Source organism: Catenuloplanes indicus (assembly GCF_030813715.1).
Classification (GTDB): Bacteria; Actinomycetota; Actinomycetes; order Mycobacteriales; family Micromonosporaceae; genus Catenuloplanes; species Catenuloplanes indicus.
On sequence record NZ_JAUSUZ010000001.1, the window covers coordinates 1,070,152 to 1,094,520 of the forward strand.

The following is a 24,369-nucleotide window of genomic DNA, read 5'->3' on the forward strand; positions in this document are numbered from 1 at the left end:
GCCGGCCGGTCAGGCGGGGACGAAGAGTTCGACGCGGCCGCGGCCGTTCTCCTTGGCGCGGTAGAGCGCCAGGTCGGCGTGGTGGATCAGCGCGGCGGCCTCGCCGATCCCGTCGTCCAGGGTGGCGATGCCGATCGAGACACCGATCGAGACGGTACGGCCGGCGACCTCGAACGGCTCGGTCAGCCGCCGGCGGATGCGGTCGGCGACCGCGCACACGTCGTCGTCGCGCGCGATGCCCTGGCACAGCACCAGGAACTCGTCACCGCCGAAGCGGCTCACGTAGTCGCCGGGCCGGACCGCGTCGGTCAGGCGTCCGGCCACCTGCTGCAGCAGGGCGTCGCCGGCGGCGTGCCCGTAGGTGTCGTTGACCGGCTTGAAGCCGTCCAGGTCGAGGAAGAGCGCGGCGACCCGTCGCTCGTCGTGCGTGCCCCGCCGGCGGCGCCAGTCGGCGACCGCGGTCTCGGCGCGGTCCATGAACAGCGCACGGTTCGGCAGGCCGGTCAGCGTGTCGTGCAGCCGGGCGCGGGCGAGCCGGGCCGCGCCGCGCAGCACCCACAGGCCGATCAGCAGGATGACGGTCATGGCGGCGGCGAACGCGGCGAACAACTGCCATGCGACCCGCGCGGTGCTCTGCACCGGTGCCAGCAACGCCGATCGCGACGCCGTGGTGACGAATCGCCACGGACTGCCCTCCACCGGCGAGGAAGCGAAGTAGGTGTCGCCGGCGGCGATACCCCGCGTGGCTCCGGCCAGGGCCGCGGCCAGCGCCGGGTCGGGCAGCGGGACGCCGGCCTCCACGCCGCTGGACGAGCTGACGACGCGTGCGTCGCCGTCGATCACGTACGCGGTGCCGGCCGCGACGCCGACCGCCTGGAACAGCACCGCCACCTGACTCACCGGGATCGGCAGGACCAGGACGCGCGTGCCGTCGGGGGCCGCGAACGCCCGGTAAGCGATCACGTTCGACGTACCGTTACTGACGATGACGTTGCTGAAGGCAAGTTTTCCGGTGCGGATCGCGATGCCGAATCCGGGATCGGCCGTCAAGGCGCTCGACGGCGGCACGAGCGCGACCGGGTCGGCGAACAGGATCCGGCCGCCGGCCGTCATGACGGCATGCCAGGCGGCCTCGACCTCACCGCCGCCGCGCCGGCTGTCCATCTCCGCGGGCGTGCCGGAGAACGAGTGCTCGGCCAGCTCGCGCACCTGCCCGTCGCTGCCGGCCAGCGTGGCACCGACGAGCCGGGCCGAGGTCTCGGCGCGGCCGGCGAAGTCCGCGAGCGCGTCGGCCCTGGCCGCGGACGTGGTGCGGGCCAGGTACGCGCCGGCCCCGGCGACCAGCGCCACGCTGAGCAGCACCGCGAACCCTAGGCTCAACGGCCGGATCACCGCCGGGCCCCACCACCTCTTCCACACGGCCGACCCCATCGGCCGTACGGTCGCGAACTGAAGACATTCATGACCGCCGACCGGGCACCGCGCGCGACGCGGATCACCGGGCGAAGGGGGACAGGACGTACCATTCGGTGGGTGAATCCCGAGGTGCGCACCGCGATGGACCTGGACCGCCGGCTCGCGGACGCGATCGAGCGGCTCGGTAGCGGCATGCGCGCGCTCGCCCAGCACAGCGCCCGCTCCCAGAGCCTGTCACCGCTGCAGCAGCAGGCGGTACTCACCCTGTTCCACCGCCCGACCGTACGCCGCGAGGTCAACGCACTGGCCGCCGAGTTCGACGTCACCACCCCGACCATGTCGGACGCGATCTCGGCCCTGGAGCGCAAACAACTCATCACCCGCTCGCCCACCACCGACGGCCGCCGCCGCGCGCTCACCCTGACCCCACTCGGCGTCGACGTCGCCCGCGAACTGACCGCCTGGGACGCACCACTGCGAGACGCCCTGGCACGGCTGCCGGCCGAGGACCGGGCAATCACGCTGCACAGCCTGCTGCGACTGGTGGCGGCACTACAGCACCAAGGAGTGATGTCCGCGGCCCGGATGTGCACCACCTGCCGCTTCTTCCGGCCGGACGCGCACGACGACCCGGCCGCACCACACCACTGCGACCTGCTGGGCGCCCCGCTACCGCTGGCCGAGCTACGCACCGACTGCCCCGAGCACCAGCCGGCCTGAGCGCACGCGCGACGGCCGCACGCACCGCGGGCGGAGCCCGGTCAGAGCGCGCCGATGGCCTCGCAGGCCTTGCGCACCCCCTCGCCGTACGCCGGATCGGCCTTGGTGCAGTTGGCGATGTGCCGCTCCACGGTCGCACGCCGCGCGCCCCGGATCGCCCGCGCCGTGTTGCCGAACAGCGCCTGCTGCTGCGCGCCGCTCATCAGCCGGAAGAGGTCGCCCGGCTGCTCGAAGTAGTTGTCGTCGTCGGCGCGGAAGTCGTACCGGTCCGCGGTCTCGCCGGCCGCCAGCGCGGGCTCGGCGTACTGCGGCTGCTCCGGCCAGCGGCCGAAGCTGTTCGGCTGGATGCCGGGGACGCCGCCCTGGTTGCCGTCGACCCGCATGGCGCCGTCGCGGTGGTACGAGTTGACCCGCTCGGCGCCGCGCGGGCAGTTGACCGGGATCTGGTGGTGGTTGACGCCGAGCCGGTAGCGCGCCGCGTCGCCGTAGGAGAACAGCCGCCCCTGCAGCATGCGGTCCGGGCTGAGTGAGATGTCCGGCACCACGTTCGCCGGGGTGAACGCGGCCTGCTCCACGTCCGCGAAGTAGTTGTCCGGGTTGCGGTTCAGCTCCAGCACACCCGCCTCGATCAGAGGTCGCGCTGGTGCGACTCCCGGTCCCGGCCGATCAGCTCGCCGGCCTGCGCGTCGGTCAGATTCTCGATCCCCTGCGCGGTACGGAAGTGGAACTTATTGACACGGCGCGCGCGCCGCAAGCAAGAGGATCCGGAACGAATCCAGAAAGCGATATCAATAGGAGTCCTATATAGTTGCCCCACCGATCACCCGACCGAAGGGTTCGTCATGTCCGCCACCTGGCTTCCGTCCCTGATCACCGCCGACCCCGAGGCCGGTTTCGACCTCGCGATCAAGCTCTCCCGCGTCGCCGTCAAGAAGACCCAGCCCGACGACGAGACCCGCGCCCGGCTGCGGGCCGGCTACGCCGAGGACTTCGACGCGCTGATCTCCATCTCGCACGTGGTCGCCACGAACTTCCAGACGGTGGCCGCCGCGAACGACTACTGGCGCACCACGCCGGCCGGTTCCTGACCCGGGTTTGCCCGCGACCCGATCCGGGCATAGCACCGCCGTGCTGCATGGACGGCTGGTCGGCGAGCGCTACCTCCTGCGGGATCCGCTGGGCAACGGCGGCATGTCCGTCGTCTGGCGGGCCGAGGACACACTCCTCGGCCGCGAGGTGGCGGTCAAGGTGCTGTCCGCGGACGTCGCCGCCGATCCGGCCGCGCTCGGCCGGATGTACGCCGAGGCGCGTGCGGCCGCGAGCCTGCGCCACGACAACGTCGTCGAGGTGTACGACTACGGCGAGACCGAGATAGACGGCGTCCCGATGCCGTACGTGGTGATGGAGCTCGTCGACGGCCGGCCGCTGAGCGACCTGCTGACCGCCGGCGCGCTGCCCTGGCCGCTCGCCGCGCTGATCGGCGCCCAGGTCGCGGCCGCGCTGGCCGCCGCGCACGACCGCGGCGTGGTGCACCGGGACGTCAAGCCGGCCAACGTCATGGTCCACTCCGGCGGCGTGAAACTGGTCGACTTCGGCATATCGGCCGCGGCCGGCGAGCTGGAGCAGGCCTCCGGCGAGATCCTCGGCACACCCGCCTATCTGGCCCCCGAACGCCTGGCCGGCGGGATGGTGCGGCCGGCCACCGACGTGTACGCGCTCGGCCTGCTTCTCTACCTGATGCTCGCCGGCCGCATGCCGTGGAACGTGTCCACGACCACGCAGATGCTCCGGGCACACCGCTATCGTGACCCCGCGCCGCTGCCCACGGTCGACGGCCTGCCGGCGGAGACGGCCGACCTGGTGCGGCGCTGCCTGAGCAAGGCACCCTCCGACCGGCCGGCCGCGGTCACCGCCGCCCGCATCCTGCGCCGGGCCGCCGGCCTGCCGGCCCTGACCCTGCTGTCCGGGCTGGACCGGCCGGATCCAACCACCGTGGACACCCCGACCCAGGCGGCCACGCCGGCGACCTCCACGCACCGCACCGCGACACCCGGCCGGATCACCGGCCTGCCGGTGCGCCACCGAATAGCCGCCGGTGGCGCGCTGATCGCCAGTGCGGCCGCGGCCGCCGCCTTCGTGCTGTGGCCGGCCCCGGAACCGGTCGAGGCGGTCGCCGACGTCGCGCCGCTGGCCTGCCGGGTCACCTACACCACCCAGATCGCGGCCGAGGGCCAGGCGGTGACCGCGGTGACGGTGACCAACACCGGCTCCAGCGCGGTCGACGCCTGGACGCTGTCGTTCCACCTGCCCGCGGACCAGAAGCTGCTGCGCGGCTCCGACGCGACCTGGCGGCAGCACGGCGACCTGATCGAGGCCACCGGGCCGGACCTGGCCGCGGGCACCGCGGCGAACGCCTCGTTCGACACCACGTTCGACACCTCCGTGGCACTGCCGCAGTCCTTCACCGTCAACGACGTCTCGTGCACCGCGGAGATGTCGGTGCGGGCGCCGCGCACGAGCGCGGCGGCGTCCGTACCGGCGGTCGCCCAGGCACCGATCGTGGACGGCGCCGCGCCGGCGCACGGACCCGCGCCGGCGGGCGACCCCGCACCGGCGGACGGTGGCCGCGGCAAGGGTGCGGCGAAGCAGCCGGCGCCCGGCGAGCACGCCGGGCCGGGCGCGCGAAAACCGGCGCCGGCCGGCCCGAAGGCCGGGTAGCAGGCGACCGGGCCGCTTCACCGTCCGGGACCGCCGCGCGGCCGCGGGAAGCGGAGGAAATTTTCAACTTGGAAAGAGATCCTCCGGTTAGGTAGGGTGGGGCCGTGACCGAGCCCTCCCCTCCGCTGCGCCGCGACGCCGAGCGGAACCGTCAGATGCTGCTGCGCACCGCGTACGAGCTGATGGCCACCGACGGGCTGACGGTGACGTACGAGGAGATCGCGCGGGCCGCCGGCACCGGGCTGGGAACGGTCTACCGCCGGTTCCCGCAGCGGCAGGACCTGCTGGACGCGCTCTTCTCGGCGCACATCGAGGCGGTCGTCGGGTTCGCCGAGGAGGCGGCACGGCAGGACGACGCGCTGGCCGCGCTGGCCCGCTTCCTGGAGCGGCAGCTGGAGCTGGAGGCCGGCAACCGAGGCCTGGGCGAGCTGCTGCGCGGTCAGAAGCAGTCTTCCACGCTCGTGCGCGACGCCAGCGAGCGGATGACGCCGCTGATCACCGGCCTCGTCGCGCGGGCGGTGCGCGCGGGGCAGCTGCCGGCCGGGGTCACGCCCGGCGACTTCGCGGCCGCACACGTCATGGTCGGCAGCGTCATGGACGCGTCCCGCACGGTCGCCCCGCAGCTGTGGCGGCGCGCGCTCGCGATCGCGCTGGCCGGCCTGCAACACGCGGACCTGCCCGGTGTCGCACCGGACGAGACCGTGATCGACCACTTCTATCAGGACCGGACCAGGTGAAGGAACAGTGCACATGACCCTCCCCGACGATCTGCTCCGCGTGCTCCGCGGCAAGGCGATCTGCTTCGTCACCACGCTGATGCCGGACGGCTCCCCGCAGATCTCGCAGACCTGGGCCGGGACCGACGGTGAACACATCTTGATCAACACGGTGGAGACCCACCAGAAGACCCGCAACATCGGGCGCGACGCCCGGGTGGCCGTCGGCATCGCCGATCCGACCGCCCCGCTGCGGTCCTGGGCGGTGCGCGGCACCGTGGTGTCGGCCACGACGGACGGCGCCCGGGATCACATCGACGAGCTGTCCCAGCAGTACATCGGCCGTCCGTACCCCGGCTTCAGCGGCGGCGGTCACGACCGGGTCCTGCTCACCATCCGGGTCGACAAACTGCACGTCCCCAGCCGGTAGCGAGTCTGATCCGTCGCGCTGATCGGGGGCCGCGAGTGCGGCGCGGCCCTACGACAGCGCCGGCCGGGCGTGCGCGCGGTGCCGGGCGCGGTGCGCGACCAGCGCCGGGCGTACCGGTCCTCGGCGGGGCGGCCGAGCCGGCCTTTGCTGAACGACGGCGCGGTTTCGTTCACGGAAGTTCTGATCATCGTGACCTCACCGGCACCAGCCTCCATGATCGAACCTCAACGCAGCGCCCCACACCGAGGAGGGGACGCAACCCAGCCGGTCCCGGAGCACACCGCGAGCGGCCGCCCGATCATCTGACGCGCTGCCCGGCCGGGAGGGCCCGGCCACCCGCTCGGCCGGGCCGGCCGCCGCGGAACGCGCCGGGTCAGTGACCGGTGTGCACGCCGGCCACCGGCGGGAAGTCCAGCTCGGTCCGGCCGACCGAGTTGAAGTAGTCGGTGAACGTGTTGAGCGCGACCGCGGCCACGATCTCACCGATCTCGCCGTCGGTGTAGCCGGCCTCGCGGACCGCCTTCAGGTCCTCGTCGGAGACGAAGCCCTTGGTCTCGATGACGGTCTTGGCGAACGTCAGCGCCGCCGCCACCTTCGGGTCCGAGGCCTGCGCGTTGCGGCCGGCGACCAGATCCTCCTCGCTCACCCCGGCCTTCGCGCCGAGCACGGCGTGCGCGGCGAGGCGGTAACCGCAGTCGTTCTACGCGTCAGCCGAAATGGCGGCCGCGTAGCGCGGGCTTCCGGTGATCCGCCTGACGCGCGGGGTGGTCCGGTCCTCGGTACCGGCCGCGATCGCCGTGTCCGTCCCGGCGCGCAGGCCGGCGGCGACCCCGTCGACCGATGTGCGGCGCTACCGGGTAGCGCCGCACATCGCGCAGATCGATCAGGCGTGGAATTCGGCCCACTCCCGGAGGCCGCGATGCGACACCGCGCCCTCGCGCACCGCGCCCCACTCCCACGCGTCCAGCTCGCCCCAGATGCTGAGCACCCGGACCGCGCACTCATGGCTGATCAGCTCCACCTCGACGGCGCGGTGGATGTCGTTCCGGTCGATCAGCCAGTCACGGTACGGCCACACGACCGTGTCGATGATCTCCCACTTCATCAGCACGTCGACGGCGCACTCCCAGGTACCCCGGTCGACCGCCGCCTGCGCCGGCGTCGCGGCCGCCAGGCCGGCGGTACCGATCAGGAACCCGGTGGCGACGGCCGCGACGGCCCGCTTGAGGTGACGCATCTGAATCCCTTCATTAGGAGTCCTACTAATGTAAGGGATCGAGGGCGAGCCATGTGACCCGTCAGCGCATGCTGGCGACCACGAACGGGCCGTGGCCGCGCAGGTAGTTGGTCCAGCCGCCGGTCACCGGGGCGCCCGGGGACAGCAGGTTGGTGGTGTCGGTGCCGACGTCGAGCTTCCACGCGGTCCACGAGATGCCGTTGGCCCGCATCCAGTCGATCCAGGCCTGCGCCTCGGACTGGCAGATGCGGCCGTCGAGACCGCCGTCGGCGTGACTGGCGCCCCACTCGGTGACGAACAGCGCCAGACCGGCCCGGATCGCCGCGTCACCCTTGGCCCGCAGCGACGCGCCGTGCGTGCACGAGTAGAAGTGCAGCGTGTACATCAGGTTCGTACCCTGCACCGGGCTGGCCGCGGCCGCGTCGACGTCCTGCGACCAGGTGGGCGTGCCGAGCACGATGATGTTGTCCGGGTCGTGCTGCCGGATCGCGGTCACCACGGCCTGGTGATACGGCTTGATCACGCTGGTCCAGCCGACCTGCAGCGGCTCGTTGTACGGCTCCCAGATCACGTTCGGCAGGTGGCCGTAGCGGCGGGCCAGGTCGGAGAAGAACGCGACCGACTGCGCCTGGTGGTTCTCCGCCGCGTGGTCGTGCCAGTCGACGATCACGTACACCCCGGCGGTGACCGCGTTGTTGATGATCGTCTCTACCTGGGCGCGCGCCTTCGACGGGTTACTCAGGTAGGCGCCCTCCGGCTCCACGCCCATCGCAGCCCGGATGACCTGCAGGTTCCAGTTGTCGCGCATCCAGGTCAGCGCGGACAGGTTCTCCGCGTACGGCTGGGTCTCCCAGTTCAGCCACATGCTGCTGATGCCGCGCAGCTGCACCCGGGCGCCGCCGCTGTTGCACATGCCGGTGCCGCAGACGCGCAGCTGACCGTGCTGGGCGACCGGGGTCCCACCGGCCGGCGGCGGCGTGGTGGGCGGCGGGGTGCCCGGCGGGGACGTGGTCGGGGTGCCGCCGCCGGAGCAGGACACGCCGTCGATCGTGCAGCCGCTCGGGGTGCCGGTGCCGTTGACGGTGAAGCCGAACGTGGTGGACGCGCCGGCGGCGAGCGAGCCGTTCCACGCCGCGTTGGCGAACGTGTACCGATTGCCGGACACGCTCTGCTGCGCGTTCCACGAGTTGCTGATGCTGGTGCCGGACGGCAGGTCGAACTGCACCCGCCAGGACGTCACCGGCGACGAGGTGTTGTTGGTGACGGTGAACCGGCCCTCGTACCCACCGCTCCAGCTGTTGACGACGGCGAACTGGGCGACGGCCGCGCTGGCCGGCATCGCGGTGACGACCAGGGCAGCGACCAGCACACCGGCCAGGGCGAGCACGGCGGCGATTCTCGATCTCTTCATGGGATCCGCTTCACTGTAGGTACGGGACGTATGCACTTGGGAACGCTCCCACCGAACCTACCAGGCTGATCGACGGCTATCAATTGATGCATTCGGCGCGTGGTGAGCCCTGATGACGTGCGCCGCTATGCGGGACCGTGCAGCCGTTCGCCGCCACCCGGTCACGGATGACCTTGCCGCGTCTCCACGCATCCCGTAGGACCACCCGGTTCATGTCGCGACGCATTCTCGGCGCCCGCTCCCGGTCGACGCGGGCGCCCTGGCGATGAACGGTTCCGGCGCGGCACGTAGCCGTTCCGCGTTCCGCTCGGACAGGCCGATGTCGCAGAAGACGCCGTCGAGACCGGACGTGACGGTCCGGTCGGCGGCGCCGCCGTCGAGATCGCCGGCCAGGGGCGCGACGATGCGTGTGGCCACGGAGGCCCGCCCCCACCTCTTCAGCGCCGCGCTTCGGCGCCGGACGGGAACTCGCCGCCTGGGAGGCAGATCAGGACCGCGCCGTCGTACCCCGGGCCAGCCATTCGTCGAGCAGGGCCCGCTCGGCCACGGAGAGCCGGCCGGGGTCCGGGAGCCCGCGCACGTCACCGGCGGTGGACGGCTGCCCGGTGACGGCCGCCAGAACCGCGTCGAGCATGGCGTCGGGCAGGCCCGGGTCGCGGTCGTCCGGCCGCTGCCCCAGCAGGGTCAGCACGGCGCCGTTGCCGGCGGTGTGCAGCATCTCGATCGCCCGGCGCTCGCCGACCACGAGTTGCCCGGCCACGGCGATCGCCCGCACCAGGCCGGCGAGGACCTCGATCCCGCGCGCGGTCGCCGGCGCGTGCTCCCGGATCCCGGGCCGGCTGATCAGCTCGTACAGCTCCGGGTGCGCCAGCCCGAAGTCGATGTGCCGGCGCCACGCGGCGCGCAGCGCGTCCACCGGGGACGGCGCCGTCTCGTCCGGCGTCCCCTTGGTGGCCACGTAGGCCTCCATCGCGGCCTCGGCGACCGCTTCGGCGAGACCGCCCTTGTCGCCGAACAGCCGGTAGATCGTGGGCGCCTGCACGCCCGCCCGTTCCGCGACCGCGCGGGTCGTCATGGCGCGGGCGCCGCCCTCGTGGAGGAGCGCGATCGCGGCGTCGAGGATCGCGGCCCGGGTCGCGTCACGTCCCATGGTCACCGGCACCTCTCGATCATGTTTCCACGATAACGCTGTTACCGTGATAACGTCTCTTGTGTTATCACGGAAACAACCGGGGAGGTTCACCATGACCGCGCGCATTCGCATCGTCGGGCTCGAGGAGCACATCGCCCTGCCGCTGGTCCTGGACGCGTGGGAGGCGGCCGGGGTCGCACCGAACCCACACGCGGGCTGGGGCGACACGCCGTTCGCACGGCGGTTGCGCAGCACCGGGGAGGAGCGCCTGGCCGACATGGACGACCAGGGCATCGACGCCGCGGTGCTGTCGCTCAACTCGCCCGGCGTGCAGAACCTCGCCCGGGCCGACGCACCCGCGGTGGCCCGGGACGCCAACGACGCACTCGCGGCGATCGTGAGCGAGCATCCGGACCGGCTGGACGCGTGGGCGGCGATCCCCACTCAGGACCCCGCGGCCGCCACCGCCGAGCTCGAACGCGCCGTGACAAGACTGAAGTTCAAGGGCGCGATGCTGTACGGCCGTACGGGAACCGCGCTCGCGGACTCCCCCGAGTTCGACGATCTCTACGCGACCGCGGCGCGACTGCGCGTACCGCTGCACTTCCACCCGCAGGTGCCGGCGCCGGCCGTCATGGAGTCCTACTACTCCGGCCTCGGCCCGGCCGGCCCCGGGCTGGGAACGGCCGGGCTCGGCTGGTACTACGACCTCGGTGTGCAGTACCTACGCATGATCTTCTCCGGTGTCTTCGACCGGCACTCGGACTTGCAGGTGGTGGCCGGTCACTGGGGCGAGCTGGTGCTGTTCTACCTCGACCACACCGGCATCCTGGCGCACAACGCGCACCTGGAACGGCCGCTGCTGGACTACTTCACGCACCACTTCTGGATCGCGGGCAGCGGCACCGTCTCCGAGCGCTACCTGCGCTGGACGGCCGAGGTGGTCGGCACCGCGCGGATGGTCTACTCCACCGACTACCCGTACACGTTCGGCACCCGGCCGGGCGGATTCCCCTACCTGGACACCGCCAACGGCGTGGCGCGCTCCTTCCTGGAGAGCGTGCCCTTCTCAGACGAGGAGAAGACCGCCATCGGCGCCGGCAACTGGGAACGCCTCACCGCTTTCAGCGCCGCAGGGTGAGCAGCCCTGGCCGGTACGGCAGCAGCCCGTAGTCGCCGCCGGAACTGGGCGAGCGGCCCTGGTAGAGCAGCTGGAGGTTGCACGGGTCGACCGTCATGGTCTGGTCCGCGCTGACCCGCAGCAGCTCACCGTGGCTGATGTCGTTCGTCCAGGTGGCGCCGCTGTTGGCCTTACCGGCGAACGGGTTGCCCTCGGTCGCCGCCTGCGGGGTCCAGGAGCCGCCCAGGCTGGAGGAGGTGAACGACCGGAAGTACCGGCCGTTGGCACCGATCGCCTCGACGATCATCAGGTACTGGTTCTGCCCCTGCACCTTGTACACCTGCACCGCCTCGAACAGGTTGTTCGTGGTGTCGCTCATCACCACGGTGGAGGTGGAGCCGAAGCTGCCCGGGAAGTTCCCGATCGGCATGCCGGCCCGGTAGATCTTGCCGTTGTCCCCGGCGAAGAACAGGTACATGTTCGTCCCGTCACCGATCACCGCCTGGTCGATCGGCCCGGTCCCGGACCCGGTGATCGTGCCGGAGAACAACGTCTGCGGCGCCGACCACCCGTTCGGGTTCGTCGGATCACTCGACGTCCGGTACGAGAACGCCGGACCACCCCACTGATACGCGAGCACCCAGATGTTGCGCGGCGCGAAGTAGAACAACGACGGCGCCACCGTCGCCGACGACATCGCGTTCTGGCTCGCCGAGCCCATCTCCGAGTAGTTCGTGAACAGACTGAAATTCATCGAACCCCAGCTGGTGCCGAAGTCGTGCGTGGTCGCATAGACCAGCTGCCGGCCGTTGTACGGCGCCACGGTGAAGTCCTTCAGCGACACCCAACCGGACCGCGGCTGCGCCAGCGGACCCGACGAACTCCACCGGTACGACGACGGCAGCGTGCAGGACGCCGGCGGCGGGGAGGTGGTCGGCGACGGCGAGGTGTTCGGCGTGGTCGGCGCGACGCCCCCGTTGCAGGCCACACCGTTCAGGGCGAAGTTCGCCGGGGCCGGGTTGCCGGCGGTGGCCGAGCCGTTGAAGCCGAACGATACGGTGCCGTTCGCCGGCACCGCGCCGTTGTAGCTCACGTTCGTGGCGGTCACGGCCGGACCGCTCTGGGTCAGCGTCGTGTTCCACGCCTGGGTCACCGTCTGGCCGGCGCCGAACGACCAGGTCAGCGTCCACCCGGTCAGCGCGTCGCCGAGGTTCGTGATCGTCACGTTCGCGCCGAAGCCGCCCTGCCACTCCGAGGACACCGCATAGTTGACCGCGCAGCCCGCTGCCGCCGCCCGGGCCGGCAGGCTCATCCCGGCGGCGGTGGACGCCAGCAGCGCCACGCCCGCCGCGACCACCGCTCTGGACATCTTCATGGCACGCACGCTCCTCACATCGACGCGTCTAATTGAATGTCGTCGATATTAGGCTCGGCCCCTACCGCCGCGATCATGAATCTGTCCAGCTCACCGTCCCGTTTCCAGCGCCGTAACACTTTCCCGAGCAGCGAACCTGTCGAATCAAGACAAAAGCCGGTACGCCTCGCGGAGCGTTTCGGAGACGGCGACCGGAGCGAGCGCGCCGAACGTGGCGTCCGGCGGGCCGGAGACGGAGACCTCGTCCGGGGTGATCAGCGTGGTGAGGCCGCCGGGCCAGTCGCGGGCCACGCCGCCCCGGTCGGTGAAACGCCAGCGCCTCGGCGTCGAGTTCCGGCAGCACCGCGGGGATCAGGTCCGGCCGGGACCGCACCTGGCCGTGCAGCAGTTCCGCGACGACCGCGCGCGCCTCTGACGGTCATCCCGGAGTGGAAGACCGGCTGGAAGCCGGCCTCCGCGCGATAGACCGGGTGGTCGGTCAGCAGCGGTACGGCCTCGGTGCCCAGCCCGTCCAGCAGCGTCATGATCAGCGTGGCCCGGCCGGCCTTCTCCACGGTACGCAGCCGGATGTCGAACCGGCTGCTGCGGCTGGGCGAGTCGAGCGTGCCGAGCACGTCCGCGCGCCGCCGCACCTGGGCAGCGCGGGTGGCGGAGAAGACCGGCAGCACCTGCAACGTGACCCGTTCCGCCTGCGGCAACGCCCGCATCCACGGCACCAGCGCGTCGATGTCCTCGTCGACCCAGTCGTCCCGGTCCGGCAGTACGAACGAGGCGATCAGCCGCTGCGGCACCGCACCGGACCGGTAGCCGCCAGCGCGCCGGCCGCCTCGGCGAACGTGGCGTCGTCCGCGGCCGCGAGATACGCCCGGACCAGGCGCGCGATCGAGAACAGCACGGTGTCCTCGTCCTTGCGCCGCAGCCGGTCCGGCGTCCGGGTGTCCCGCCACGCCCGGGGACACGGCGCTGCTGATCGGCGGGCGGCACAACGCCCCGTCCGCGCGTCGCGGGTGGAACAGCATGCCGGCCATCTCCGCGACCGCCCGGACCGCGAACACCACGCCACCGCGGGCCACCCACGCCTGCGCGACGGCCGGCTCCGGCTCGGCGTCCCGCCGCGACCACGCCGCGATGCGATCGGCGACGACCAGCGCCGCCGCGCCCGCGCCACGCGGGGACAGCTGCACGCCCGGCCGGGCCAGATCCGCCGCGAACCGCCGGGCCTCGTCCAGCAGCACCGGGTCGTACTCCGCGTTCTCCGCCGCCCGCAGGTCGGACCGGCCCAGCAGCTCGGCCAGCCGGTCCGGCACGCCGGGGCCGGTCTCGGGTGGGCACGAACGGGAACCCGCCGTGCCGGGGCAGCTGCGCACCCCGCCACTCCCCCGGCATGTCCCACCCGTGATCGAACCGCATGCGCACCTCCGTTGGCGTCGGACGCGCCGACGCCTACGGCCCGGGTACGACAGGCGGGGCCGGCCGGCGTCCGTGGTACCGACGGCCGGCCCGTACCGTCAGCGCGAGACGGTTCCGCCGGCGGCCGCGGTCACCAGGTCGGTGATGATGCGGGGCCCGTCGACGGCGAGGTAGCCCTGGCGGACCCGCTGGACCCGGTCGCGATAGCCGGGATCGTCCAGCACGGTGCGTACCGCGTCGGCGATGTGGTCCGGTTTCGGGGTCTGGGTGCGCAGGTCGACGCCGACACCGAGCAGGCCGACCCGGGCCGCCACGGCCGGCTTGTCCTCGGTCTGGCCGGCCACCACGATCGGCACGCCGGCCGCGAGCGCGGCCTGGGTGGCGCCGTAGCCGCCGTTGGTGACGAACACGTCCGCCCGCGGCAGCAGCGCGTCGAACGGCACGTACCGCTCGACGCGCGCGTTCGCCGGGATCTCGCCGGGCAGTTCCGCGACCGGCCGGCCGAGCGCGGCGACGACCAGGACGTCCTGGTCGGCTAGCGCCTCCAGAGTCGGGGCGATCAGCTCGGACAGGTCGCCGTTGGCCACCGTGCCCTGGGTGACCACGACGACCGGCCGGTCACCGTCCAGCTCGGACCACCAGGACGGTGGTGTCCAGTCCGGCACCGGGACCGCCGGCAGCGGCCCGGTGAACGTGATCAGACCGTCCGGCAGGTCGGAGCGGTCGAACTCGAACTCCGGCACGGTCAGCTGCACGAACGTGTCCGGCATCGTGTACATCGACTCCCACCAGTTCGTGATGGTGAATCCCGTACCGCCGAGTCCTTCGACCAGGTCCACGACGTGCCGGGACGCGTCGGCGAGAGCCGCGGCCAGACCGGCGTTCATCGCCCGGGTGGCCTCGACCGGGTCGGTGCCCTCCGGCGCCGGCGCCGGGCCGAACGGCGTGGCGTCGTCGCTGGGGTAGAACACCGGCGTGATACCCACGCCGATCCACCGGCGGGGCCGCACGCCGACGCCGTGCACCGAGGGCAGCGGCCCGAGGAACAGCACGTCGGTGAGCACGACCGCGTCCGGGCTCTCGGCCAGCAGCTCCTGGAGGGTGGCGTGCTGGTCCGGGATGGCGTCGCCGAACAGGTGCGCCACGTCCCAGGCGATCATCGCCGGACCGGGCGGCACCGTGGCGCGCTCCGGGAACACCTCGGCCAGCCGGCGGTCGTCGAAGGCGGCGGCGCCGGCCAGCGGGCGCATGGTGGCGCCCACGGCCTCGGCCGCGGCGGTGAAGCGCTCCCCACCGACGAACGTCACGTCGTGCCCGGCCCGGACCAGGTATCCAGCTATCTGAATCATCGGCAGCGTGTGACCCGCCAGCGGGCTGGCTGCCACAATCACTCGACCCATGGGGTGAGCCTTTCCTCAGGGTGACAGATTAGGCATAACATCGTTCTGGCCAATATTAACCAGAACACCGATACGGTCAATTTTGGGCCGGGTAGATCACAGCACGGGAGGAGCGCGTCGTGGCCCGGGAGTACACGTCACCGGTGCGGGAGAAGAAGGCCGAGCAGACGAGGGTCCGGGTCTGCCTCGCCGCCGCGCCGCTGTTCGCCGAGCACGGCTACGCGGCGACGTCGATGCGTACCCTCGCATCCGCGGCGGGCACTTCGATGGACACCATCTACGGGATGGGCGGCAAGGCCGAGGTGTTCCTGCGCACCCTGGAGATCTCGCTGAGCGGCCTGACCGACGGCACGCCGCTGTTCGACCGGCCCGACCTGCTGACCGCGCCGCGCAGCGGGACGTTGCGGGACGCGCTGGCCGCGTTCGCCTCGGCGCTGACCGACGCGGACCGGCGCAGCGTCGGGCTCTGGTCGGCCTTCGCGGAGGGGGCGAACACCGATCCCACCCTGGCGGCCGCATTCGCCCAGCGGGTGACGGACATGCGCGCCGAGGCCCACCGGATGATCCACCGGCTGGCGGACTGGGGCCTCTGCCGGTTCCCGGAGGACATCGACCGTACCGCCGATCTCCTCTGGACGGCCGCGCACCCCAGCAACTATCAGCTGCTGGTCCGGCACGCGGGGTGGAGCCCGGCGGAGTTCGAGCAGTGGCTGCTCGGGCGGTTCCTCGAACTGCTCGACGCGCCCAGCCGGCCATGAGGCGGACCCGGCTCAGGAGAGCGAGCCGCCGCCGATCCCGGCGGGACCCGCCATGTCGAGTAGTTCACGGGCGTGACGAGCGACGCTGAGCACAGACCGTGGCGGAGATCGTGACGGCCGGCGGCACGGCCCGGTTCATCGCGGCCGACCTCGAGGAACCGGACGACATCCGCCGGCTGGCGGCGGCCGGCGGCGACGTCGACGTACTCGTCAACAACGCCGCCGGGATCTGGTTCGGGCCGAGCGCCGGCATCGGCACCGCGGACCTGGACCGGATCCTGCGGGTCAACATCCGCGCCACGTACCTGCTGACCGCCGAGATCGCCCCCGGGATGGCCGCTCGCGGGCACGGCAGCATCGTCAACGTCAGCGGTCTCGCCGCCCGGATCGAGTTGCCGGCCGGAGCCGCCTACGGCGCGGCCAAGGGTTCGACGGAGTCGCTGACCAGAGCGTGGGCGTCCGAGTTCAGCCCGGCCGGCGTACGCGTCAACGCCGTCCTGCCGGGTCCGCTGGCCCCCGCGGCCGGATCCGATCCCATCGTCGACGCGATCGCCGCGACGACTCCGCTCAAGCGAGCGGCGCGCGCGGAGGAAGTGGCGTCCGTCATCGGCTTCCTCGCCGGCCCGTCGTCCAGCTACATGACGGGCGCGGTGATCCCGGTCGACGGCGGCCGCACCGCCGTGTGACCGCACCTCACCCTTTCCTCCGGGGGCGGCACGCGCACACCGGACAGCGGCCTCAGTTCGTGTTGCCGACATATTGACGTGTCGGGTCATCGACGTAACAATCCCTGAGAGAGCGCTCTCCCATCGATGCGCACGGCTCCCCGTTCCGCCGTACGTCCGTCCCCGGACCGCGGCAACCCGTCCGACAGGCAGGAACATGGTACTTCCGACACAGGCCTCACCACCGCCGCGTGCACGCCGACGCCGCGGCCCGATCGTGCTGAGCGCGGTGCTGGCCGCGGCGCTCGGCATCACCGTCGCCTCGGTCACCCTCAACGCCAGCGCGGCGGAAGTCCCGCTGTCGCAGGGCAAGCCGGCCACCGCCTCGTCGCTCGAGGCCGGTTTCACCGCGGCCGCCGCGGTCGACGGTGACACCGGCACCCGCTGGTCCAGCGCGTTCGCCGACCCGCAGTGGCTGCAGGTCGACCTGGGCAGCACCCAGTCGATCAGCCGGGTCGTGCTGAACTGGGAGGCGGCGTACGCCTCGGCGTTCACCATCCAGACCTCCGCGAACGGTTCCACCTGGACGAACATCACCCCGGTCACCGCGGGTACGGCCGGTGTGCAGACGCTGAACGTGACCGGCAGCGGCCGGTACGTGCGGATGAACGGCACCGCGCGCGCCACCGCGTACGGCTACTCGCTCTGGGAGTTCCAGGTCTTCGGCAGCGGCGTCGGCCCGACCGGCTCGCCGACGCTCCCCACCTCGGACACCCCGGACTTCGGCCAGAACGTGCGGATCTTCGACTCGTCCTCGTCGGCGGCGACCATCCAGGCCGCGGTGGACCAGGCGTTCAACGCGCAGCTGCGCAGCCCGACCGCCCAGTTCGGCGCGCAGCGTCACGTGTTCCTGTTCAAGCCCGGCACGTACGGCCGGGTGTGGGCGAACGTCGGCTTCTACACCACGGTCGCGGGGCTCGGCCTCAACCCGGACGACGTGACGATCAACGGCGCGGTGAACGTCGACTCCGGCTGGAACTACGGTGACGAGTCGAACGCGACCCAGAACTTCTGGCGCAGCATGGAGAACCTGTCGATCGTGCCCGAGGGCGGCACGAACCGGTGGGCGGTCTCCCAGGCCGCGCCGATGCGCCGGGTGCACATCAAGGGCAACCTGACGCTCGCACCGTCCAACCAGGACAACGGCCAGGGCTACTCCAGCGGCGGCTACCTGGCCGACTCCGTCGTCGACGGCGTCGTCTCCTCCGGCTCCCAGCAGCAGTGGTACACCCGCGACAGCCGGATCTCCCGCTGGGACGGCGGCGTGTGGAACATGGTCTACTCCGGCGTCCAGGGCGCCCCGGCCAACGCGTTCCCGAACCCGCCGCACACCACGCTGGCGACCACCCCGGTCACCCGGGAGAAGCCGTACCTCTACGTCGACAACGCCGGGCTCTACCGCGTGTTCGTGCCCGCGCTGCGGCGCAACTCCGCCGGTGCGACCTGGCCGAACACGCCGGGCACGTCGATCCCGATGCGCGAGTTCTACGTCGCCAAGCCCGGTGACAGCGCCGCCCGGATCAACTCCGCGCTGGCGCAGGGCCTGAACCTGTTCTTCACGCCCGGCACGTACACGATCGACCAGACCATCCGGGTGACCCGCCCGAACACCGTGGTCACCGGCATCGGTTACCCGACGCTGATCCCGAGCAACGGCGTCGAGGCGCTCAACGTCGCCGACGTCGACGGTGTCAAGATCAGCGGCCTGACGTTCGACGCCGGCACCACGAACAGCCCCACGCTGATGAGCGTCGGCCAGGCCGGTGTCCACACCGACCACGCCGCGAACCCGATCAGCATCCAGGACGTCTTCTTCCGCATCGGCAGCAGCGTCCAGGGCAAGGCGACCACCACGCTCGCCGTGCACAGCGACGACACGATCATCGACCACATCTGGGCCTGGCGGGCCGACCACGGCGGCGCACCGACCGGCTGGACGGTCAACACCGGCGACACCGGCCTGATCGTCAACGGCGACGACGTGCTGGCCACCGGCCTGTTCGTCGAGCACTACCAGAAGTACGAGGTGATCTGGAACGGTAACCGCGGCAAGACGATCTTCTTCCAGAACGAGAAGCCGTACGACGTACCGAACCAGGCGGCCTGGATCGGCCCGCGCGGCAACGGCTACGCGGCCTACAAGGTGGCCGACACCGTGACCGACCACGAGTTGTGGGGCGGCGGCTCGTACGCCTACTTCAACGTCAACCCCAGCGTGCGGGTGGACCGGGCGTTCGAGGTGCCCAACCGGCCGGGCGTCCGGCTGCGCAGCATCCTCACCGTCTCCCTCGGCGACGTCGGCACCATCGCCAACGTCGTCAACGACACCGGCGGTGCCGTCCCCAACCCGGCCGGCAACACCGTCCCCCGCCAGGTCGTCGCGTACCCCTGATCCCACGCGGTGAGCACGGAGGGCGACCCGCACCGGTCGCGTTCCGGCTCACGCCGGGCCGGTGAGAACCACCGGCCCGGCGGTACGTGGGTGAGGACGGGATCTTGCGCCCCCGGCGCGGTGGTGGAAAGCCACCGTGCCGAGGGCGTCTCGCGAGATGACCAGCCAGGCGCGTGGGGCGCCGGCGGCCACCTCGGCCGGCAGCCGGCGGAGGTCAGTCCCCCGGTGTACCGGCGGCCGGCAACGTGATCGACATGGCGTGGTGGAATAGGTTGCGCGGGTCCCAGCGGGCCTTGACGCGCTGCAGTCGCGGGTAGTTGCCCTTGTAGTAGAGCGTGTGCCACGGTACGCCGGACGTGTTCCACCTCGGGTCGGTGGTGTCGACGTCCGGGTAGTTGATGTAGGAGCCGTCGGTCACGCCGCCCGGGACCGGTACGCCGCCGGTGTCCCGGTGCATCTCGCCGTACCAGCGCCGGATCCAGTCCAGGTTGGCCTGTTCGCCGTCCGGGTCGGTCCAGATCACGTAGTAGATCGCCTTCATGATGCTGTCCCGCTGCGGCATCGCGGTCGCGTCCGGCGCCACGGTGTTGACCTGGCCGCCGTAGGAGACGAGCAGCAGCGTCGCGCTCTCGTTGCGGTGGCCGGTGCCGGTCAGGTACGTCCAGGCGGTCGCAATCTGCGCGTCGGTGAACCGTTTCCGCAGGTAGGAGGCCTTCACTTTGAACGTGCCGGCCTGCTCGTCCTCGCTCATGGACCCGGATCTCACCCCGGCCAGCCACGGCAGCCGGCGCGGTGGCTGCACCGTTATCGCGCCGGGAACGCCGTCGGTGACCTCGGCGATGTAGTCGCGCAGCAGCCGGTCCGCGTCGGGCAGCGTGCCGTCCATCGCGGTCACCATCGCGAACGCGCCGGGGTCCGCGCCGGTGTTGCGGCGGGTCAGCGGCAGCAGGCTGAACAGGCTGGCGTAGCGGGAGCCGGGCGCGCTGTGCCGTTCGTGCCATTCGCCGTAGTTGCGCAGCAGCCGGTGGAACGACTCCTCGGTGACGCTGTGCCAGCTCCAGGCGAGGACCGTCTCGAGCGTGACCGCGGGCGGCCTCGGCAGCAGGCGGCTGGGGTCGGCGCCGGTGGCGCCGGGGGTGCGCATCCAGTACCGGGTGACCACGCCGAAGTTCCCGCCGCCGGCGCCGGTGTGCGCCCACCACAGGTCCCGGTTCGGGTCGCCCGGCTCGCGGGTCGCCACCACCGCCCGGGCCCGGCCGGACGCGTCGACCACGACGACCTCGACCGCGTACAGGTAGTCGACCACGGAGCCGAACAGCCGGGACAGCGCGCCGTACCCGCCGCCCTGGATGTGCCCGCCCGCGGCCACGGTGCCGCACTGGCCGCCGGGGATCGTGACGCCCCAGCCGAGGTAGAGCCGCTCGAACACGGTCCACAGCGTGGCCCCGGACTCGATCATGAAGGCGTTCCGGCGCCGGTCGAACGTGACCTGCCGCATCGCGGACATGTCGATGATCACCTCGGCGCCGTCGCCGACGAAGTTCTCGTAGCAGTGCCCGCCGCTGCGCACGGTGATCCGCTTGCCCGCGCGGACCGCGCCGTCCACCGCGCGCACCACCTGCTCGGTCGTGGCGGGCAGCCGGAAGGACTCGGGCCGCGGGAAGAACCGCTCGCTCGTACGGCGCAGCACCAGGTCCTCGTAGCGGGCGTCGCCCGGCGTGATCAAGGGCGAGTCGCTCACCGTGCTCGCGGACGCCGGGCTGCCGGCCAGCGCCACGCCGCCCAGCGCCGCGGCGCCGGCGATGAACCCCCGACGGGTGGGACCAGACATCATTTCCTGCCTATCTGTCGGTCGATGTGCCGACGACGCTACGGCCGGCCACCGGGCGGGCGCGTCGTCCGGGCGCGGGCGGCGGATACCGCGGACGCGGTAGTCGCGCGACGGGGACTGGCGCGCGGCACTACCGTCGTGACCGTGCAGGCGGTGAGCGGACAGTGGTGGGCCCGGCGTCTCGACCGTTGCCGGGGCCCGCTCGGCGATGTGGTCCTGGCGACCGTCGGGGTCCTGTTCGTGCTGTTCACCGGCTACACCGCGGTGCACCCGGTGACCATGGTGCTGTCCGTGCTGTGCGCCGTCCTGCTCCTGGTGCGCCGCCGGTGTCCCGTACCGGTGCTGCTGGCCGCGGCCGCGCTGAGCATGGCCGCGGTCGTGGTGGGCCGCCCGCCGGACGGTCTGTTCATCGTGGCCGGCATGCTGACCTACGCCACCGCGCTGTACAGCCCGCGCCGCCAGCCCTGGTTCTTCGCGTTCCTGCTGTGGAGCTCGATCATGCTCGCCGGCTCGCTGACGTACTACACGGACTGGTGGAACACCGAGCAGTTCACCGCGTTCGCGCTGCTCGCCGGCGGCGCGGTGTGGGGCGATTCGGTGCGGACCCGCCGGGCGTACGTCGCGGAGGTGACCGACCGGGCCCGGCGGGCGGAGGAGACCCGCGAGGCGGAGGCACGCCGCCGGGTGACGGACGAGCGGCTGCGCATCGCCCGGGAACTGCACGACGTCGTCGCGCACCACATCGCGGTGATCAGCGTGCACGCCGGTGCGGCCGGCCACGTGCTGCGCGACGATCCGGAGAAGGTCTGGCCGGTGCTCGCGCACATCCGGACCGCCGCGGACACCGTCCTGCACGAGATCAAGTCGGTGGTCGCCGTGCTGCGCGACCCGGACGACGCGGCCGGCACCGAACCGGCGCCCGGCCTGGACCGGCTGCCGGACCTGCTGGCCGGGCTGGACGCCACCGGCTTCACGGTGCGGCACCGGCAGACCGGCGAGCCACGGCCGGTGCCCGCGGTGGTGAACCTGGCCGCGTACCGCATCGTGCAGGAGGCGCTGACGAACGCGCACCGGCACGGTGCCGGCGGCGCCACGCTGGACCTGGAGTACACCGCGGGCACCGTACGCATCGACGTCGTCAACCGGGTAGCCGGGCACCGCGACGGCCGGCCCGGCGCCGGGTTCGGTCTGCTCGGCATGCGTGAACGCGCGGCGGCCGCGCACGGCACGATCGAGGCCGGGCCGGCCCCCGGCGGGCTGTTCCGGGTCCGCGCCGAATTACCCACCGACGCCTCCACCTCCAGGGAAGGGTGACGTGAGCATCCGCGTACTCCTCGCCGACGATCAGGCGCTGATCCGCGCCGGATTCCGCATGATCATCGATGCGGAGCCGGGCCTGGAGGTCGTCGGCGAGGCCGCCGACGGCGCCGAGGCCGTCGAGCTGTGCCACCGCGGCCAGGTCGACGTGGTGCTGATGGACATCCGCATGCCGCGCGTGGACGGCATCGAGGCGACCCGCCGGATCGGCGCGGACCCGCGTCTGGCCGGCGTGCGGGTGCTGGTGCTGACCACGTTCGACGACGACGACAACGTCATCCACGCGTTACAGGCCGGGGCGAGCGGGTTCCTGGGCAAGAACGTGGCGCCGGGCGACCTGGTCAACGCGATCCGGGTGGTCGCGGCCGGGGAGGCGCTGCTGTCGCCGCGGGCCACCAGCGGGCTGGTCAGCCGGCTGATCCAGCACGTGCTGCCGCCGGCCAGCCAGCCCCCGGAGCTCGCGCTGCTCACCGATCGGGAGCGGGAGATCCTGTTGCTGGTCGCGCACGGGCTGTCCAACGACGACATCGCCGGGCGGCTGCATCTGTCACCGCTGACGGTCAAGACCCACATCAACCGTACGATGTCGAAGCTGCACGCCCGGGACCGGGCACAACTGGTGGTCTTCGCCTACCGGCACCGCCTGGTCCGGCCGGGCGACGCGCTGCCGGCCGGCCGGTGACTCGGAGATCGGCGACCTGCTCCCGACCGCGGACGATGCCGTGCACGGGGCGGAACGCCGGTCACGGACGGCGCCGGACGGGTGCTCCCGCGGGCCCGGCCGGGTCCGCGGGAGGCATCGCGGTCAGGGCTGCGCGGACGGCGGCAGGATGACGTTGTCGTACTTGTCGAGCAGCTGGGTCATGTGGTCGCCGAAGCGTTCCGGGCCCCACGGCTCCACCTGGACGCCGGGCTTCGGGTCGTCGCCGCCCTCCAGGAACAGGCCCTCGGGACCGCCCGGGGTGTAGAAGAACAGCATCGTCGCCGTACGGATGCCGGTGTTGAGGAAGCGGTGCGTGGCGCCGCGCGGGACGAACACCAGGTCGCCGGTGCGGGCGGTGAACGTGCGCTCGCCCTCCAGGAACTCCAGCTCGCCGTTGAGGAGGTAGAACGTCTCGTCGGCGTGGTTGTGGATGTGCGGCGGCGGGCCGCCGCCCGGCGGGACCGAGGCCTCGATCAGGCCGACCGTGCCGTTGGTCGCCTTGGCCTCGAGCTTCACGGTGTACACGTCACCCGAGAACCACTTGGCCGGCCCTTCACCGGCCGGTACGTGCAGGCCTCGCGCGGGCAGAACGAAACTCACCTGAACTCCTCCAAGATCGGGACATGCTGCCCCGATCCTGGGTGCCCGGTTCCCGTGCCGCGTCGGCACGAAATGCCTAAATCCGGTGCGCGGGTTGCCGATCCCGGTGCCGGGCGACGGTCACGGTGCGTCCGGCCGCAGGTCCAGCAGGCCGGCCGCGACCGCCCGGGCCGGTGCCTCGAGGGCCGCCTCCAGCTCCCGGAACACCTTCTGCGCGCGGACCCCCGGCCAGTCCGGCGGCAGGTGCTCGACGGGCAGCCGCGGGTCGTACCGGATCGCGTCGTGCCACTCGGCGATCAGCCGCAGCCGCGCGGCGAACGGGTCCGCCGGGATCTCGCCGTCCCACCCGGACAGGAACGCCTCGTACCGGGCGGCCAGCCCGGACAGGTCGTACGCGTCGCCGATCATGGACGCCACGTCGGTCAGCTCGTCGGCGCGGGCCCGGAAGACCCGCACGTGCGCGGCCAGGCCCAGGCCCGCCACGATCTCCGCCGTGGCGGCGTGCCCGGGCGCGATCCACAGCCCGCCCTGCAACGGGCCGAAGCCGGCCCAGGCGAGCCGGGAGCGCAGGTCGTGCCGTTGCCGCTGCCAGGACTCGGGCAGCGAGAAGCAGAGCAGCGTCCAGGTGCCGTCCCAGTCGTCGTTGACCGCGCCGGTGCGCCAGATCCGGGTCCGGCCGTCGCGCAGCACCGCGGTGGACCGGCCGGTCAGTCCGAAGTACATCCGGCGGCCGTGCCGGCGACGGCGCAGCAGGTCACGGGCGGCCATCCGGGTCAGCGTGGAGCGGGCCGCGTGCGCGGAGACGCCGAGCCGGTCCAGCGCGTCGACCACGCTGCCGGAGAAGACGCACACCTCCCGGTCCAGCACGAAGTCGCCGAGCAGCATGAGCAGCAGGTTCTGCGGGGTGGTCACCGTACACGACTCCGATGTTGGGCAGAATATTGACGGCCGTCAGCAA

The 24,369-nt window shown here is 72.1% G+C and carries 26 protein-coding genes; 11 read left to right on the forward strand and 15 right to left on the reverse strand.

The features are described 5' to 3' along the window. Nucleotides 1–9: 9 nt before the first annotated feature. Nucleotides 10–1,431 (reverse strand): GGDEF domain-containing protein, encoded by a 1,422-nt coding sequence (locus J2S42_RS05115; protein WP_307235700.1) that lies wholly within the window; start codon nucleotides 1,429–1,431, stop codon nucleotides 10–12. A gap of 102 nt (nucleotides 1,432–1,533) precedes the next feature. Here J2S42_RS05115 and J2S42_RS05120 point away from each other — a divergent pair, with 102 nt between their 5' ends. Next, the gene (locus J2S42_RS05120; RefSeq protein WP_307235702.1) at nucleotides 1,534–2,136 is read left to right on the forward strand and encodes a MarR family winged helix-turn-helix transcriptional regulator; all 603 of its coding nucleotides are present in this window, start codon (nucleotides 1,534–1,536) and stop codon (nucleotides 2,134–2,136) included. Between the two features lie 41 nt (nucleotides 2,137–2,177). Here J2S42_RS05120 and J2S42_RS05125 read toward each other — a convergent pair whose 3' ends face one another. Continuing rightward, the gene (locus J2S42_RS05125) at nucleotides 2,178–2,753 is read right to left on the reverse strand and encodes a catalase (RefSeq protein ID WP_307235704.1); all 576 of its coding nucleotides are present in this window, start codon (nucleotides 2,751–2,753) and stop codon (nucleotides 2,178–2,180) included. A gap of 11 nt (nucleotides 2,754–2,764) precedes the next feature. Next, complete coding sequence (locus tag J2S42_RS05130) at nucleotides 2,765–2,890, reverse strand: catalase (RefSeq protein WP_307235706.1); 126 nt, start codon at nucleotides 2,888–2,890, stop codon at nucleotides 2,765–2,767. Nucleotides 2,891–2,978: 88 nt separating this feature from the next. Between J2S42_RS05130 and J2S42_RS05135 the strand changes: the two genes are divergently transcribed. The 4 genes from J2S42_RS05135 (at nucleotide 2,979) to J2S42_RS05150 (ending at nucleotide 6,000) form a co-directional block, all read left to right on the forward strand. Continuing rightward, nucleotides 2,979–3,224, forward strand: a complete 246-nt coding sequence (locus J2S42_RS05135) for a hexameric tyrosine-coordinated heme protein (protein ID WP_307235708.1) — start codon at nucleotides 2,979–2,981, stop codon at nucleotides 3,222–3,224. Between the two features lie 40 nt (nucleotides 3,225–3,264). Continuing rightward, nucleotides 3,265–4,854, forward strand: coding sequence for a serine/threonine-protein kinase (locus tag J2S42_RS05140; RefSeq protein WP_307235709.1), 1,590 nt, complete (start codon nucleotides 3,265–3,267; stop codon nucleotides 4,852–4,854). Between the two features lie 104 nt (nucleotides 4,855–4,958). Next, nucleotides 4,959–5,591, forward strand: coding sequence for a TetR/AcrR family transcriptional regulator (locus tag J2S42_RS05145; RefSeq protein ID WP_307235711.1), 633 nt, complete (start codon nucleotides 4,959–4,961; stop codon nucleotides 5,589–5,591). A gap of 13 nt (nucleotides 5,592–5,604) precedes the next feature. After that, entirely contained in the window at nucleotides 5,605–6,000 is a 396-nt protein-coding gene (locus tag J2S42_RS05150; protein ID WP_307235713.1) for a TIGR03618 family F420-dependent PPOX class oxidoreductase, read from the forward strand. Between the two features lie 373 nt (nucleotides 6,001–6,373). Here the strand turns inward: J2S42_RS05150 and J2S42_RS05155 are convergent, their stop codons facing one another. From J2S42_RS05155 to J2S42_RS05175, 5 genes are all read right to left on the reverse strand, one after another. Next, the gene (locus J2S42_RS05155) at nucleotides 6,374–6,646 is read right to left on the reverse strand and encodes a carboxymuconolactone decarboxylase family protein (protein ID WP_307235715.1); all 273 of its coding nucleotides are present in this window, start codon (nucleotides 6,644–6,646) and stop codon (nucleotides 6,374–6,376) included. Between the two features lie 237 nt (nucleotides 6,647–6,883). Further along, nucleotides 6,884–7,237 carry a hypothetical protein gene (locus tag J2S42_RS05160; RefSeq protein ID WP_307235717.1) on the reverse strand — a complete coding sequence of 118 codons (354 nt, stop codon included), beginning with the start codon at nucleotides 7,235–7,237 and terminating at the stop codon, nucleotides 6,884–6,886. Nucleotides 7,238–7,298: 61 nt separating this feature from the next. Further along, the gene (locus J2S42_RS05165; RefSeq protein ID WP_307235719.1) at nucleotides 7,299–8,648 is read right to left on the reverse strand and encodes a cellulase family glycosylhydrolase; all 1,350 of its coding nucleotides are present in this window, start codon (nucleotides 8,646–8,648) and stop codon (nucleotides 7,299–7,301) included. A gap of 210 nt (nucleotides 8,649–8,858) precedes the next feature. After that, nucleotides 8,859–9,065: an Lsr2 dimerization domain-containing protein gene (locus tag J2S42_RS05170; protein WP_307235720.1), complete on the reverse strand. Its 207-nt coding sequence runs from the start codon at nucleotides 9,063–9,065 to the stop codon at nucleotides 8,859–8,861. A gap of 70 nt (nucleotides 9,066–9,135) precedes the next feature. After that, on the reverse strand, nucleotides 9,136–9,798 hold the full coding sequence (locus tag J2S42_RS05175; protein WP_307235722.1) for a TetR/AcrR family transcriptional regulator: 663 nt from the start codon (nucleotides 9,796–9,798) through the stop codon (nucleotides 9,136–9,138). Nucleotides 9,799–9,892: 94 nt separating this feature from the next. Here J2S42_RS05175 and J2S42_RS05180 point away from each other — a divergent pair, with 94 nt between their 5' ends. Then, complete coding sequence (locus tag J2S42_RS05180; RefSeq protein WP_307235724.1) at nucleotides 9,893–10,921, forward strand: amidohydrolase family protein; 1,029 nt, start codon at nucleotides 9,893–9,895, stop codon at nucleotides 10,919–10,921. Here J2S42_RS05180 and J2S42_RS05185 read toward each other — a convergent pair. The 4 genes from J2S42_RS05185 to J2S42_RS05200 all read right to left on the reverse strand — a co-directional run bounded on the left by J2S42_RS05185 (nucleotide 10,905) and on the right by J2S42_RS05200 (nucleotide 15,034). After that, nucleotides 10,905–12,275 (reverse strand): glycoside hydrolase family 62 protein, encoded by a 1,371-nt coding sequence (locus J2S42_RS05185; RefSeq protein WP_307235726.1) that lies wholly within the window; start codon nucleotides 12,273–12,275, stop codon nucleotides 10,905–10,907. The genes J2S42_RS05180 and J2S42_RS05185 overlap by 17 nt on opposite strands. A gap of 144 nt (nucleotides 12,276–12,419) precedes the next feature. After that, nucleotides 12,420–12,566, reverse strand: a complete 147-nt coding sequence (locus J2S42_RS05190) for a hypothetical protein (RefSeq protein WP_307235728.1) — start codon at nucleotides 12,564–12,566, stop codon at nucleotides 12,420–12,422. After that, nucleotides 12,530–13,642, reverse strand: a complete 1,113-nt coding sequence (locus tag J2S42_RS05195) for a hypothetical protein (protein ID WP_307235730.1) — start codon at nucleotides 13,640–13,642, stop codon at nucleotides 12,530–12,532. The genes J2S42_RS05190 and J2S42_RS05195 overlap by 37 nt, the downstream gene beginning before the upstream one ends. 141 nt (nucleotides 13,643–13,783) lie before the next feature. After that, a complete protein-coding gene (locus tag J2S42_RS05200) occupies nucleotides 13,784–15,034 on the reverse strand; it encodes a nucleotide disphospho-sugar-binding domain-containing protein (RefSeq protein ID WP_307235732.1) in 1,251 nt (416 codons plus the stop codon). A gap of 170 nt (nucleotides 15,035–15,204) precedes the next feature. Between J2S42_RS05200 and J2S42_RS05205 the strand changes: the two genes are divergently transcribed. The 3 genes from J2S42_RS05205 to J2S42_RS05215 all read left to right on the forward strand — a co-directional run bounded on the left by J2S42_RS05205 (nucleotide 15,205) and on the right by J2S42_RS05215 (nucleotide 18,960). After that, the gene (locus J2S42_RS05205) at nucleotides 15,205–15,843 is read left to right on the forward strand and encodes a TetR/AcrR family transcriptional regulator (RefSeq protein WP_307235734.1); all 639 of its coding nucleotides are present in this window, start codon (nucleotides 15,205–15,207) and stop codon (nucleotides 15,841–15,843) included. Nucleotides 15,844–15,941: 98 nt separating this feature from the next. After that, on the forward strand, nucleotides 15,942–16,529 hold the full coding sequence (locus J2S42_RS05210; RefSeq protein ID WP_307235736.1) for an SDR family NAD(P)-dependent oxidoreductase: 588 nt from the start codon (nucleotides 15,942–15,944) through the stop codon (nucleotides 16,527–16,529). Nucleotides 16,530–16,725: 196 nt separating this feature from the next. Next, nucleotides 16,726–18,960 carry a pectate lyase-like domain-containing protein gene (locus J2S42_RS05215; RefSeq protein ID WP_307235738.1) on the forward strand — a complete coding sequence of 745 codons (2,235 nt, stop codon included), beginning with the start codon at nucleotides 16,726–16,728 and terminating at the stop codon, nucleotides 18,958–18,960. Between the two features lie 214 nt (nucleotides 18,961–19,174). Here the strand turns inward: J2S42_RS05215 and J2S42_RS05220 are convergent, their stop codons facing one another. Continuing rightward, nucleotides 19,175–20,791: an FAD-binding oxidoreductase gene (locus tag J2S42_RS05220; RefSeq protein WP_307235740.1), complete on the reverse strand. Its 1,617-nt coding sequence runs from the start codon at nucleotides 20,789–20,791 to the stop codon at nucleotides 19,175–19,177. A 144-nt stretch (nucleotides 20,792–20,935) separates the two neighbouring features. On the opposite strand from J2S42_RS05220, the gene J2S42_RS05225 reads away from it, so the two are divergent. Continuing rightward, the gene (locus J2S42_RS05225) at nucleotides 20,936–22,105 is read left to right on the forward strand and encodes a sensor histidine kinase (protein ID WP_307235742.1); all 1,170 of its coding nucleotides are present in this window, start codon (nucleotides 20,936–20,938) and stop codon (nucleotides 22,103–22,105) included. Between the two features lies 1 nt (nucleotide 22,106). Next, entirely contained in the window at nucleotides 22,107–22,790 is a 684-nt protein-coding gene (locus J2S42_RS05230) for a response regulator (RefSeq protein WP_307235744.1), read from the forward strand. A 123-nt stretch (nucleotides 22,791–22,913) separates the two neighbouring features. Here J2S42_RS05230 and J2S42_RS05235 read toward each other — a convergent pair whose 3' ends face one another. Together J2S42_RS05235 and J2S42_RS05240 are read right to left on the reverse strand one after the other, a co-directional pair. Continuing rightward, nucleotides 22,914–23,411, reverse strand: a complete 498-nt coding sequence (locus tag J2S42_RS05235; protein ID WP_307235746.1) for a cupin domain-containing protein — start codon at nucleotides 23,409–23,411, stop codon at nucleotides 22,914–22,916. A gap of 120 nt (nucleotides 23,412–23,531) precedes the next feature. Next, a complete protein-coding gene (locus J2S42_RS05240) occupies nucleotides 23,532–24,323 on the reverse strand; it encodes a PaaX family transcriptional regulator (RefSeq protein WP_307235747.1) in 792 nt (263 codons plus the stop codon). Nucleotides 24,324–24,369: the final 46 nt, after the last annotated feature.